Below are 13794 nucleotides of genomic sequence, written 5' to 3' on the forward strand. Positions count from 1 at the left end.
ATTTCGGAACCTCTTAAAGTTAAAGGAAATAGTAATAAGTTCCTGAATCAAGTTCAGGATAAATTTTATAAATAAAATTTTATGTCAATTCTAGTATATACAGAGTCCGAAAACGGAAAATTTAAAAAAGCGGCTTTAGAAGTCGTGTCTTATGCTAAAGCTGTTGCAGACCAAATGGGAACTTCAGTTACAGCAGTTGCTGTTAATGCAGACAACGCAGAAACGCTAGGAAATTATGGTGCGTCTAAAGTACTTTCAATAAAAGATGAATCTTTAAATTCATTTAATGCTAAAAAATATGCAGCTGCTATAGAAGGTGCTGCAAAAAACGAAGATGCAAAAGTGGTGGTTATTAGTGCCAGTGCCAACAGCAAATATTTAGCGCCATTGTTAGCTGTAGGTTTAGAAGCAGGTTATGTTTCTAATGTTATTGCAGTACCATCTAGTGTCTCTCCATTTACAGTGAAACATTCCGCGTTTACAAATAAAGCATTTGCCAACACTGAAATAACAACAGATGTGAAAATTGTTGGTTTATCTAATAATTCATTCGGTTTGGTAGAAACGGAAGGTAGTGCTACTGTAGAAGATTTTTCACCATCAATTCCAGAATCAGGTGTTAAAGTTGAGTCTGTAGATAAAGCTACTGATAAAGTAAGTATTGCTGATGCCGAAATTGTAGTTTCAGGAGGTAGAGGATTAAAAGGTCCTGAAAATTGGGGTATGGTTGAAGAACTAGCAGAAGTGTTAGGTGCTGCAACAGCATGTTCTAAACCTGTATCAGATTTAGGTTGGAGACCACATAGCGAGCACGTTGGCCAAACAGGAAAGCCTGTAGCGTCTAATTTGTACATTGCTATAGGTATTTCTGGTGCTATTCAACATTTAGCAGGTATTAACTCTTCAAAAGTAAAAGTGGTAATTAACACCGATCCTGAGGCACCTTTCTTTAAGGCTGCAGATTACGGAGTTGTAGGTGATGCATTTGAAGTGGTACCTAAATTAATTGAAAAATTAAAAGCTTTTAAAGCTGCAAACGCATAATTTTATTACCTTGTAATATTAAATGCCAATTCACAAAAAATTAGATGCGGTATTAATGAGGACTGTTTAAATTTAGATTCTTCTTATTCGCTTGCGTTTTATCGAAAGTATAGAGGAAATTAACCAAATCTGCACAATGCAGTTGGTAAAGTCCAAATTTAAACAGTTCTTTGTGTTTTATAAATTATGAGTTTAGTTCGTTTAAATATCAAAGGCATCTCCTATAGTCAAACCCAGAATGGTGCTTACGCTTTAATACTTAATGAAGTAGATGGTGATCGGAAACTACCAATTGTAATTGGTGCTTTTGAGGCGCAGTCTATTGCTATTGCTTTAGAAAAAGAGATTAGACCTCCGCGTCCACTTACACATGATTTATTTAAAAACTTTGCCGACCGATTTGATATTGTTGTTAAGCAAGTCATTATTCATAAGTTGGTTGATGGTGTGTTTTATTCAAGTTTAATTTGCGAACGCGATAAAATTGAAGAAATTATAGATGCCAGAACGAGCGATGCTATTGCATTAGCCTTACGTTTTCAGGCACCAATTTTTACTTACAAAAATATTTTAGATAAAGCAGGAATCTATCTTAAAGTCAATCCTAAAAAGGAAGACGATGAAGAGCAAGATAGTATTCTTGTTGACGACCTTATTGTTGAAGAAATTGAAGCTGCATCTGCAGAACAAGAAGGTTATAAAAATAAATCTCTCGAAGAACTTAATAATCTCTTAGAAGAGGCGGTTAATAATGAAGATTATGAAATGGCTGCCAAAATAAGAGACGAAATTTCTAAACGCTAACTAACACTTATTACATATGAATCAGTTTTTCAAGGCTTTTCTAGCTATTTTTCTAGGGCTTTCGTCAATAACAGCACAAGAACTTGAAAAAACATGGGAGTCTACAGATTCTGAAAGTATGTATACGACTTTGGAGTTCAACAAAGGAGAATTCAATTTTTCTTCTAATATGGTTGATGACTTACAAGGAGATTATATGTACCAAAATAGTTTGCTGGTACTGTATAAAAACGATTCGTTAAATACCATAGAAAGGTATAAAATTAGAGAACTTACAGATTCCACTTTAGTCTTCTCAGGGAAAGAGATGCAGTTCAATTTTGTGTCTGCTAAAGAAAAAGAAGTAGAGATTGTTGTAACGCCTAGTGTAATTACAAATGAGATTATACCAAATCAAGGCTTTTCTTTTAACAGTTTGTGGAGAGGAATTCTAGGGATGATGACTCTAATTTTTATTGCGTTTTTATTTAGTAGTAATCGTAGAGCTATCAATTGGAAAACTGTAGGTATTGGATTATTGTTTCAATTAATTATTGCTATTGGTGTTTTAAAAATAGATTTTGTAAAAACCGCGTTTGAATTTATAGGACAAGGGTTTATTGCTATCCTTGGGTTTACGCAAGCAGGTAGTGAATTTCTATTTGGAGGGATGTTAGATATTAATTCCTTCGGTTTTATTTTTGCTTTTCAAGTTTTACCAACCATTATATTCTTCTCAGCTTTAACATCGGTATTGTTCTATTTAGGGTTGATTCAGAAAGTCGTAAAAGGTATGGGATGGTTGTTGTCTAAAGTTTTAGGGATTTCTGGTCCAGAAAGCTTAAGTGTTGCAGGTAATATTTTCTTAGGTCAGACGGAAGCTCCATTACTTATTAAGGCGTATTTAGAAAAAATGAATAAGTCTGAAATTCTCCTAGTTATGATTGGTGGAATGGCAACAGTTGCAGGTGCTGTATTAGCGGCTTACATTGGCTTTTTAGGCGGTGAAGATGAAGCTTTACAATTGTTTTATGCCAAGCATTTATTAGCTGCATCGGTTATGGCTGCACCAGGAGCTATTGTGATTTCAAAAATATTATTTCCGCAAACGGAAGAAGTTAATACAGATGTTGCTGTCTCTCAAGAAAAAATTGGTTCTAATATTTTAGAGGCTATTGCCAACGGAACAACTGAAGGACTAAGATTGGCGGTTAATGTAGGTGCGATGCTATTAGTATTCGTTGCCTTTATTGCCATGATAAATGGAATTCTTGGTGGTATTGCCGGTTTTGATGGATTTACAGTTGAATTCCTAAATATAGATTGGCATTTTAGATCTTTAAATGAAATTATAGAAGCTAATACGCCATATAAAAGTTTATCCTTAGAGTTTCTTTTGGGTTACTTATTTGCTCCGTTAATGTGGTTAATTGGTGTGGCATCAGAAGATATGGCACTTATGGGGCAGTTGCTTGGGATTAAATTAGCCGCAAGTGAGTTTATTGGTTACATACAATTAGCAGATTTAAAAAATGCGGCAAATGCAACGCATCTAACGTACGAGAAGTCTATTATTATGGCAACTTATATGCTTTGTGGATTTGCTAATTTTGCTTCTATAGGAATTCAAATAGGTGGTATTGGGTCTTTAGCACCAGGACAGCGTAAGCAATTATCTAAATTTGGAATGAAAGCTTTAATAGGCGGAACGATTGCTTCTTTGATTTCAGCGACAATTGCTGGGATGATAATAGGGTAAATTTATTCCTTTGAAAAAAAGGAATCTTATAATTTATAGTTAATAACTTTTTATATAATAAGAAGCTTCAAGTTACATGATTTGAAGCTTTTTTTTATTTTCGTAAATCATCACACTGAGCACGGTGAAAGTGTAAATTAGCATCAAAAACATAGTTTAATTTAATGAGATTCCTGCGTTAGCAGGACTTACGTATGAAGCAATATCACGATTTAGTAAAGCACGTTTTAACAGAAGGCAACGAAAAAGGCGATAGAACAGGAACAGGTACAACAAGTGTTTTTGGGTATCAAATGCGTTTCGATTTAAGCGAAGGTTTTCCAATGGTTACAACCAAAAAACTGCATTTAAAGTCTATTATATACGAATTGCTTTGGTTCTTAAAAGGGGATACCAATATTAAATATCTCAACGATAATGGAGTAAGAATTTGGAATGAATGGGCTGATAAAAATGGAGATTTAGGACCTGTTTACGGACATCAATGGAGAAATTGGGCAAGTGAAGAAATAGACCAGATTAAAGAAGTTATAACAACTTTAAAAAATAATCCAAACAGCAGAAGAATGTTGGTTTCAGCTTGGAACCCTTCAGTTTTACCAGATACGTCTAAATCATTTTCAGAGAATGTGGCTAATGGTAAGGCGGCTTTACCACCATGTCATGCCTTTTTTCAGTTTTACGTAGCAGATGGGAAATTGTCTTGTCAGCTTTACCAACGTAGTGCAGATATCTTTTTAGGTGTGCCTTTCAATATTGGATCTTACGCTTTGTTTACAATGATGATGGCTCAGGTTTGTGGCTATGAAGCAGGAGATTTTATTCACACTTTTGGTGATGCACATATTTACAATAACCATAAGGAACAGCTAGAATTACAATTGTCTAGAGATATTAGACCATTGCCTAAAATGATTTTAAACCCTGAAATAAAAGATATTTTCGACTTTAAATTTGAAGATTTTACATTGGTCGATTACAATCCGCATCCACATATTAAAGGTAAAGTTGCCGTTTAAATTTTCTCTATGAAATTATTTGTATTTGTTATGGCCTTTCTTTGCAGCTTATCTTTAAGTGCGCAAGAACCAGAGGATGGTACGTATCCTGTTTTTAGAAGTTGCAAACAAGAATTAAGTTTCGAGGAGACTAAAAAGTGTACATCTGATAAAATCATGGATTATATCAAATTGAGCTTTAACTACGAATTAGCAGATAAAGTCTTTCCAACGGATTTAACCACCGAATTCTTTGTAGAATTTACCATTAATAAAAAAGGTAAAACAGAACAAATTAATGTAAAAGCACATCATAAAGCTATTGCTATAGATGTGATTCAGCTGATAAAACGTATGCCTAGATTTAAGGCGCCAGGAACCGTTAAAGGAAAGCCTGTAGATACACGCTTTGCTTGTTTGATGACGGTTAGATTGTTAGGATAAAAGAAAAAGCGTCTCAAACTAAATTGAGACGCTTTTTTTATGTTTTTTATAGAAAAGTCTTATAGATTGATTACGCAATTTTCTTCCCCTGCAAATTCATTATAAGCATAAGAATCAGCCTCGTCGTCATTAATATAAGCTCCATCAATAAGGTATCTGAATTCGTAAGAATTATCACGTGCTAAATTAACAGTGCCTTTAAAGGTTCCGTTTTTTAATTTCTTTAATTTAGTCGCTTTTGTAGTATCCCACTGGTTAAAGCTTCCTACAACTGCTACATTTTTAGCCGCTTCTGCAGGGACAGAAAATGTTACCTTACAAACGGGCTTACTTTTTAAATACTGCTTTTTAATTGCCATAATAATAGATTTAATTACAATACAAAAATATAAAAGAATAGCGCATATAATATTGATTAAGTGCTTAAAAGCTAAAGAATTATCGATTTCATAAAATTGCCATTAATTTTTATTTAGAATGTAAAATATGAACACTTAATTTATTGGATTGTTAGTGTTAAGCGGAATTGCTTGGTGGCTGATTATCAATGATATCGTTTTCGTTAGAAGCTTTTCTTCAAAGTCTTTAATTCACAATATTGATTTACTAAAAAAACAAGTATCTTTATCTTATTAAATTACGATTATGTTTGGTAAGAAAAAACAGGTTTCAACTATAGATAAAGATCAGTTAGAGCTTATAGAAAACGCTCAAAAACGCATAAAACAAAAAAAGCGTTTGTATATTCATTTTGTTGTATTCTTAATTGGTGCTGTCTTTTTAATTGTGGCCAATACTGTTTTAGGTATTAAAAAAGATTTTAAGATTGCAGGTATTGATTGGTTTGTGTATGCTATAATTGCATGGTTCTTTTTATTTATTTACCACTTTGTGAGTGTTTTTATAACCAATAAATTTATGGGTAAGGACTGGGAGAAGCAACAACTAGAAAAGTTAGTTAGCGCACAACAGGTACGTATTGATCAATTGAAGCAGAACTTTCTAAAGGAAGAGACTAAAATAGCGCAGACCCAAGCTTACAACGAAGCTAAAAATTTGCCTAAAGCTCCAGGGAAAAAAAAATCTAGCGAATTAACTATTATTGTTGCTGCAGGAGAAAATAATGCTATCGGAAAAGACAATGATTTAATTTGGCATTTAAGTGACGATCTTAAGCGATTTAAATCCTTAACCAACGGTCATCATATTATTATGGGACGCAAAACGTTTGAAAGTTTTCCAAAACCACTACCTAACAGAACGCATATTGTTATTACACGACAGGAAGATTATAAAGCGCCAAGTGGAGTAATTATAGTCAATTCATTAGAAGATGCTCTTGATGCTGCAAGACTAGACAAACAACCTTTTATTATTGGAGGTGGGGAAATCTATAAACAAGCTATGCCTTTAGTTGATAAAATTGAAATTACACGTGTTCACTCTGAATTTAAAGATGCTGACACTTTTTTTCCTGAGATAGACAAATCTAAATGGCAAGAAGTGAACAGAACGACTCATGAGGTTGACGAGAAGCATGCCTTTGCGTTTTCTTTTATTACCTATTTAAAAGTATAGAAATGTATGTTTATACAACCTAAAACACCCTAACTAAAATAATTAGTTAGGGTGTTTTTGTGAAATTTTATAAAGTCTATTTAGTTTTAAATATCAAAAGCAGCTTTTACTTTATCTACGTAATCTAACTTTTCCCAAGTAAACAATTCTACATCTAAAGTTATAGGTTCTCCATTTGGTTGTTCAAAGGTTTTACTTACAACTTCGTTTGTTCTTCCCATATGTCCATAAGCAGCGGTTTCGCTATACATTGGTTGACGTAGTTTTAGTCGTTCTTCTATTGCTGCTGGTCGCATATCAAAAAGCTGTTCTACTTTTTTAGCAATCTCACCATCTGTTAAGTTAAAAGGGCAAGTGCCGTATGTATCTATAAAAATTCCCATTGGTTCTACAACACCAATAGCATAAGATACTTGCACTAATATTTCTTCACATAATCCAGCTGCAACTAAATTTTTTGCAATATGCCTGGTCGCATACGCTGCACTTCTGTCTACTTTACTTGGGTCTTTTCCAGAGAATGCACCTCCACCATGGGCACCTTTTCCTCCATAAGTATCAACAATAATCTTACGACCTGTTAAGCCTGTATCTCCATGCGGTCCGCCAATAACAAATTTACCAGTTGGATTAATGTGGTAAGTTATATCATCATTAAATAATAATTGGATGTGTTCTGGTAAGTTCGCAACTACTCTTGGAATCAATATTTCAACAATATCTTTTCTAATTTTAGCTAACATTTTATCTTCTGCATCAAAATCATCATGCTGTGTAGAGACTACAATAGAATCTATACGTTGAGGTGTATTGTCATCGCTATATTCAATTGTTACTTGACTTTTAGAATCTGGGCGTAAATAGGTGATATCTTTATTTTCGCGACGTAATTCTGCCAATGCTTTTAAAATTCTATGCGATAAATCTAAGGCCAAAGGCATATAGTTATCGGTTTCGTTTGTTGCGTAGCCAAACATCATTCCTTGGTCGCCAGCGCCTTGTTCTTCTTTGGTTGCTCTATCAACACCGCGATTTATGTCTTCTGATTGTTCGTGTATTGCTGAAAATACTCCACAAGAATTGCCATCAAACATATAGGCACTTTTAGTATAACCTATTTTGTTTATGGTATCTCTTGCAATTTTCTGAACATCTAAATACGTATTCGATTTTACTTCACCTGCAAGCACTACTTGTCCTGTGGTTACTAAGGTTTCGCAAGCGACTTTAGATTCTGGGTCAAAGGCTAAAAAATTATCAATTAAAGCATCACTAATTTGATCTGCTACTTTGTCTGGATGGCCTTCAGAAACACTTTCTGAGGTAAATAAATATGGCATAAATTCCTATGTTTAGGTTATGGTTATTTGCTGAAAAACTTAGATTACAAGTCGCTAGAGAAGTACATAACTTACTGCTTTAGCATTTTTTATTCTGAAATAATTTCAGAATCTGCTCTTTAAAGAACAGGTACTGAAAATGGTTTCAGTACTAGAGGTTGCAATCAGACAAATTTTTCCTCTTAAATTTTAATAAGGCAAAAGTAGAAAAATTAAATGGAATGAAGATTTAATAACGTAATTAAGTTAGATTTCTTGTTTGTAAATTAGAGAATTAATTCTGTGTATAATATTAATTAAGCACAGAAATAGATAACTATTTCTTAGGCTTTAATTAACAAACAAAAAGACTTTTAATGAGATATTTGTACTGTATTATTAAGCCTCAGAAAAGATGAAATTAATTAAAAAGCATAAGTCAGATTTTAAATTTGCAGTGCAAATTGTGTTGCTAACAGTTGTTTCTTTGCTAGCGTCACTTTTTGTGTCATAGTTTAGATTTTAGAATACAATTATTAATTGTATTTATTGATTATTTTTGCTGCTCAATAATAGTCAATGCGGAATTTATTAAGTATAATTTTATTACTCACCTCAGTTGTGCTCTACGCACAAGACGATAAAAAAAATACGTATTTCGATTTCAATTATTTTGGTGGAAACATAGCGCTTCACAACAATGATATTCTTCATTTAATTAAAGGTCACCCAGAAGGTTTTGTTTTTAGTTTTAATAAAAAAACTTACGGAAGCAAAGTTTGGGAGCAACGCTATAATTATCCAGAATACGGTGTATCTTTTATGTATCAAGATTTAAAAAATGATGTATTAGGGAATAATATTGGACTCTACGGACATTACAATTTTTATTTCTTTAAGCGCCATTTAATGTTGCGTATTGCTCAAGGTTTAGTGTATAGTACTAATCCTTACGATAAATATGAAAATCCAAAAAATATTGCGTTTGGATCTGATATTTTGAGTTCAACCTATCTAATGTTTAATTATAAAAAAGACCGCCTTTTTAATGGATTTGGTTTACAAACCGGCGTTACCTTAGTGCATTATTCTAATGCTAATGTAAAGGCACCAAACACAAGTGTTAATACCATTTCGTTTAATCTTGGTTTAACTTACAATTTAGCATCAGAAGATAAAGATTTTATTACTGATAGTGTTGATGATAAATTCACTGAAAAGATAAAATATAATTTAGCTTTTAGGTCTGGTATTAACGAAAGTGACATCATAGGTAGTGGCCAATATTCCTTTTATGTGCTTTCGGCTTATGCAGATAAACGATTAAGCCATTATAGCGCTATTCAGTTGGGTACAGATGTGTTCTTTTCTAATTTTTTGAAAGAACTAATTTATTACCAGTCGGTTGCATATCCAGAATTAAATGTAAACAGAGCTGATGACTATAAACGCGTCGGATTATTTGTAGGGCACGAATTATTTGTCAATAAAATATCTGTTGAAACTCAAGTAGGCTATTATGTGTATTATCCGTTTGATTTTGAAGGGAGAACCTATTTTAGGATTGGTTTAAAGCGCTATTTTGGCAAAACCTTATTTGGAGCCGTTACGCTAAAATCGCATGGTGCAAAAGCTGAAGCTGTTGAGTTTGGTGTAGGAGTAAGGCTGTAAGTTTAATATTTAGTAAAGGCACTTTTTAAAATTTTATAGATACATGAATAAGATAATTTTATACATACTTACGCTTTTTTTATTTTGTGCATGTAATAGCGAAGATGTTAATGATTGTTTTCAAGCTTCAGGTAATATTATACAGCAAGAGGTTGTTGTGTTAGACTTTGAGCGTATTATTGTTAATAGAGATATTGAATTAATAATTAAAGAAGCTCCAGAATATAAAGTGATTATTGAAACAGGGGAACATTTAATTAACGATGTTAAGGTTGAAGTTATTGGAAACCAACTGGTATTAACAGATCATAATTCTTGTAATTATGTAAGAGATTATGGTATCACTAAAATTTATGTTGAAGCACCAAACCTTAAAGAAATAAGAACATCAACCCAATACTCTATTTCTTCAGATGGAGTTTTAAATTACAATACCCTAAACTTGTATTCAGAAGATTTTAATGGAATAAGTGAGTTTGCAGTTGGTGATTTTAGACTTCAAATTAATTCAGAAAGACTAAATATTGAGTCCAATAATCTTTCCTTTTATTATATAAATGGTGTTGTAGAAGATTTGTTTGTGGGCTTTTATTCCGGTTCTGGTCGTTTTGAAGGAGAACACTTATTGGCTCAAAACGTTCATGTTTTTCATCGTAGTAGTAATGATATGGTTGTAAACCCACAACAAAAGCTTACAGGAAATCTTAAAAGTACAGGTAATTTAATTTCTGTAAATGAACCTCCCATTGTAGAAGTTGAGCGGTTTTATACAGGACAGTTGTTGTTTGAATAAACCGTGAATGGTTTTAATACTACAAATCTTATAAATAATTTAGAATACTTATGTGTTTATGCCAAGCGTCATTAAAAACGGTTTTAAACTTTTAGGTTTTAAGAATAAAATATCAATATATAAGAGGTGCTTGTACATTTAGGTAAAGATTAAAAACTGCTATAACAAGCTTTATTACTGCAGGCCTATTTTGTTAGTTCTTGAAACAAGCTTTCTAAACTCGCGTTTTTCTGGTTTAGTTGTAGAATTTTTAAATCATTATCATGTGCAAAATCAAATACATGAGAGCGCATGTCTTCTTTGGTAGAAAAGGTGATTTCGTAAATAAAATCGTGCGTGTTTTTTACAGCATCTACTTTTGGAAGTTTTAAGAGAAACGCATCTTCAACTCTATAATCAAATTCAACAATCACAACCTGCTGTTGGCCATCTCTTAAATCCTTCAAATATTTATCAGCAACAACTTCTCCTTTATTTATAATAATAACACGGTCGCACATAGCTTCAACTTCTTGCATGATATGTGTAGAAAGAAAAATGGTTTTTTCTTTACCAATAGTTCTAATTAAGTTTCTGATATCTACTAATTGATTAGGATCTAAACCTGTTGTTGGCTCATCTAAAATTAAAACGTCCGGATTGTGTAATAATGCATTTGCTAAGCCAACACGTTGTCTATAACCTTTAGAAAGTTGGCCAATTTTTTTGTGTGCTTCAGGAGTTAACCCAGTTAGTTCAATAACTTCATTAATTCTGGACTTAGGAGTGCCATACACATTTGCGTTAAAATTTAAATATTCTTTAACGTATAACTCTGTGTACAACGGATTGTGTTCGGGTAAATAACCAACACTACTTTGCACATTCTTTTTATCGGAAGTTATATCAAAACCATTTACACTAGCAGAACCTTCAGAAGCTTCAATGTACGTGGTTAAGATTTTCATCATGGTCGATTTTCCTGCACCATTAGGACCTAAAAAACCAACAATTTCAGCATCGTTTACTTTAAAAGAAACATTGTTAAGCGCTTTTTGGTTTTTGTATAGTTTTGTAATGTTTTGAACTTCAATAGACATATAGAAAGAAATTTAGTCAAAAATAAGTAATTCAGAATAGTGTATCACAAATATTGATAATTCTTTAAAACTTTAGAATATTTCTCAAAAAAGCATTTCAACAATTTTGATTTGTAAAAATAATAATTACATTAGCATTATAATTATAGATTTCCACAGATGTGGAAAATGAATATGAACATATCTAGAGCATATTATAACTGGTTTTATTTCTTTTTTAGTTAAAGGAACGAGACTGAGTATGTTTTATTTAAAATATAGTTTTAAAAGTCTCGATTTAATCGAGACTTTTTTTGTTTCAGTGTTTTTGAAGTTGAAATAATTCTGGATAAGATTCAGAATTTAAAAGATAAAAAATTTGAAAAAACCAATAGCCATACAAGGAATAAAAGGATCATTTCATCACGAAGTGGCTCAGCAATATTTTAGTGACACTACAGAAGTTGTAGAGTGTATGTCTTTTGACAGTACTGTAGAGCGTCTGTTAAATGCAGATACAGATTTTATTGTAATGGCATTAGAGAATTCTATAGCAGGTTCAATAATTCCTAATTATGCACTTATTGATACTCATAATTTAAGAATAGTCGGTGAGCATTATTTAGATATTCAGCATAATTTATTAGCGTTAAGCAATCAGTCTATAGCAGATATTACAGAGGTACACTCGCACCCAATGGCATTATTGCAATGTAAAGTTTTTTTTAAAAAATACCCGCAGATAAAACTGGTAGAAGCTAAGGATACAGCAGATGTTGCAAAACAGATATCAGAGCAAAATATAAAAGGAATTGCAGCTATTGCAAGCAAAAATGCAGGAAAGTTATATGGTTTAAAGGTTTTGGCAGAAAGTATTCAAACGATAAAACACAACGAAACGCGTTTTGTTATTGTAAAGCGCGATAATGATGAAATAGTGCCAGCTGAAGTTAATAAAGCATCACTAAAATTTGAATTAGATCACAAGCGAGGAAGTTTGGCTGCAATTTTAAATGTGCTGAGCGATTGTAAACTCAACCTTACTAAAATACAATCGTTACCAAAAATTGAAACCCCTTGGAAATATGCTTTTTTTGTTGATGTAAGATTTGAAACATATAAGGACTTTGAAAAAGCTAAATCCATTATAAATTTAATGGCAGAAAATTTTAAAGTGTTGGGAGAATATAAAAATACAAGATGATGATAGAAGTTGCTAAACGTTTACAGAGTGTTCAAGAATACTACTTTTCTAAAAAGTTGAGAGAGGTTGCGCTTTTAAAAGCGCAAGGAAAGCCAATCATAAACTTAGGTATTGGTAGTCCGGATTTAGAGCCACCTTTTAAAGCAACGATGTTGCTTCAAGATAGTTTAATAGATGAGAAAGCACACCAATATCAAAGCTATCAAGGCTTGCCAGAATTGAGAGAAGGAATTTCTAATTTTTATAAAAACCATTATAATGTCAATTTAAGTGCTCAAACAGAAGTATTGCCATTAATGGGGAGTAAGGAAGGGATTATGCATATTTCTATGGCTTTTTTAAACAAAGGAGATAAGGTTTTAGTTCCAAATCCTGGTTACCCAACTTATGCGTCTGTAACTAAATTATTAGAAGCAAAACCTATTTATTACGACTTAAATGAAAAAGATAATTGGTTGCCAGATTTTAGAGCATTAGAGCGTTTAGATTTAAAGCGTGTAAAAATTATGTGGATCAATTATCCGCACATGCCAACAGGTGTGAATGCTACAAATAAGTTTTATGATCGCGTAATTGCCTTTGGAAAACGGCATGATATTTTAATAGTAAATGATAATCCATACAGTTTTATATTAAATGAAAAGCCAATAAGTATTTTAAGATATAAAAATGCAAAAAACGTGTGTTTAGAGTTGAATTCGTTAAGTAAAACGTTTAATATGGCTGGTTGGCGCGTTGGAATGTTAGTTGGTAATTACGATTTTGTAAACGCAGTATTACGCGTAAAAAGCAATATGGATTCAGGAATGTTTTATGGCATTCAAAAAGGAGCAATTGAGGCTTTAAAATGTTCAGACATGTGGTTTAAAAGCTTGAATAGTGTGTATAAAAAACGGAGAGAATTAATCTGGAAATTAGCAGAAAACCTTAATTGTATTTATGATAAAGATGCCACAGGCTTATTTGTTTGGGCAAAATTACCACCTCATATAAAATCTGAAGAATTTACAGATTTGGTTTTAAAAGAACATTCAATTTTTATAACACCAGGAACCGTTTTTGGAAGTAATGGAGAAGGATATGTACGTTTTTCGTTATGTGCTTCTGAAGAAGTTATAGAAGAAGCAATAGCAAGAGTTTAGT

Annotated in this window: 13 protein-coding genes; 10 read left to right on the forward strand and 3 right to left on the reverse strand. The window is 32.5% G+C overall.

Annotation, left to right across the window (positions count from 1 at the left end; all coding sequences use genetic code 11):
* The first annotated feature begins 81 nt into the window (after window positions 1–81).
* The 5 genes from KO504_RS15755 to KO504_RS15775 all read left to right on the forward strand — a co-directional run bounded on the left by KO504_RS15755 (window position 82) and on the right by KO504_RS15775 (window position 5028).
* Window positions 82–1044 (forward strand): electron transfer flavoprotein subunit alpha/FixB family protein, encoded by a 963-nt coding sequence (locus tag KO504_RS15755; RefSeq protein ID WP_215928439.1) that lies wholly within the window; start codon window positions 82–84, stop codon window positions 1042–1044.
* A 186-nt stretch (window positions 1045–1230) separates the two neighbouring features.
* Window positions 1231–1848 carry a bifunctional nuclease family protein gene (locus KO504_RS15760; protein ID WP_215928441.1) on the forward strand — a complete coding sequence of 206 codons (618 nt, stop codon included), beginning with the start codon at window positions 1231–1233 and terminating at the stop codon, window positions 1846–1848.
* 16 nt (window positions 1849–1864) lie between these two features.
* On the forward strand, window positions 1865–3586 hold the full coding sequence (locus KO504_RS15765; protein ID WP_215928443.1) for a NupC/NupG family nucleoside CNT transporter: 1722 nt from the start codon (window positions 1865–1867) through the stop codon (window positions 3584–3586).
* 194 nt (window positions 3587–3780) lie between these two features.
* Window positions 3781–4605 carry a thymidylate synthase gene (locus KO504_RS15770; protein ID WP_215928445.1) on the forward strand — a complete coding sequence of 275 codons (825 nt, stop codon included), beginning with the start codon at window positions 3781–3783 and terminating at the stop codon, window positions 4603–4605.
* A gap of 9 nt (window positions 4606–4614) precedes the next feature.
* Window positions 4615–5028 carry an energy transducer TonB gene (locus KO504_RS15775; protein WP_215928447.1) on the forward strand — a complete coding sequence of 138 codons (414 nt, stop codon included), beginning with the start codon at window positions 4615–4617 and terminating at the stop codon, window positions 5026–5028.
* A gap of 59 nt (window positions 5029–5087) precedes the next feature.
* Here the strand turns inward: KO504_RS15775 and KO504_RS15780 are convergent, their stop codons facing one another.
* The gene (locus tag KO504_RS15780; protein WP_215928449.1) at window positions 5088–5387 is read right to left on the reverse strand and encodes an isoamylase early set domain-containing protein; all 300 of its coding nucleotides are present in this window, start codon (window positions 5385–5387) and stop codon (window positions 5088–5090) included.
* A gap of 286 nt (window positions 5388–5673) precedes the next feature.
* On the opposite strand from KO504_RS15780, the gene KO504_RS15785 reads away from it, so the two are divergent.
* On the forward strand, window positions 5674–6606 hold the full coding sequence (locus KO504_RS15785) for a dihydrofolate reductase (RefSeq protein ID WP_215928451.1): 933 nt from the start codon (window positions 5674–5676) through the stop codon (window positions 6604–6606).
* Window positions 6607–6692: 86 nt separating this feature from the next.
* Here KO504_RS15785 and metK read toward each other — a convergent pair whose 3' ends face one another.
* Window positions 6693–7946 (reverse strand): methionine adenosyltransferase, encoded by a 1254-nt coding sequence (gene metK / locus KO504_RS15790; RefSeq protein ID WP_215928453.1) that lies wholly within the window; start codon window positions 7944–7946, stop codon window positions 6693–6695.
* Between the two features lie 558 nt (window positions 7947–8504).
* On the opposite strand from metK, the gene KO504_RS15795 reads away from it, so the two are divergent.
* A complete protein-coding gene (locus KO504_RS15795; protein ID WP_215928454.1) occupies window positions 8505–9596 on the forward strand; it encodes an acyloxyacyl hydrolase in 1092 nt (363 codons plus the stop codon).
* Between the two features lie 43 nt (window positions 9597–9639).
* Complete coding sequence (locus KO504_RS15800) at window positions 9640–10389, forward strand: head GIN domain-containing protein (RefSeq protein WP_215928456.1); 750 nt, start codon at window positions 9640–9642, stop codon at window positions 10387–10389.
* 185 nt (window positions 10390–10574) lie between these two features.
* On the opposite strand, the gene gldA is transcribed toward KO504_RS15800, so the two are convergent.
* Window positions 10575–11468 (reverse strand): gliding motility-associated ABC transporter ATP-binding subunit GldA, encoded by an 894-nt coding sequence (gene gldA, locus KO504_RS15805; protein WP_215928457.1) that lies wholly within the window; start codon window positions 11466–11468, stop codon window positions 10575–10577.
* Window positions 11469–11826: 358 nt separating this feature from the next.
* Here gldA and KO504_RS15810 point away from each other — a divergent pair, with 358 nt between their 5' ends.
* Window positions 11827–12651 (forward strand): prephenate dehydratase, encoded by an 825-nt coding sequence (locus KO504_RS15810; RefSeq protein ID WP_215928459.1) that lies wholly within the window; start codon window positions 11827–11829, stop codon window positions 12649–12651.
* Window positions 12651–13793, forward strand: a complete 1143-nt coding sequence (locus tag KO504_RS15815) for a pyridoxal phosphate-dependent aminotransferase (protein ID WP_215928964.1) — start codon at window positions 12651–12653, stop codon at window positions 13791–13793. The genes KO504_RS15810 and KO504_RS15815 overlap by 1 nt, the downstream gene beginning before the upstream one ends.
* The last annotated feature ends 1 nt before the right edge of the window (window position 13794 follow it).

Source organism: Winogradskyella psychrotolerans (assembly GCF_018860565.1).
Taxonomy (GTDB): domain Bacteria; phylum Bacteroidota; class Bacteroidia; order Flavobacteriales; family Flavobacteriaceae; genus Winogradskyella; species Winogradskyella damuponensis.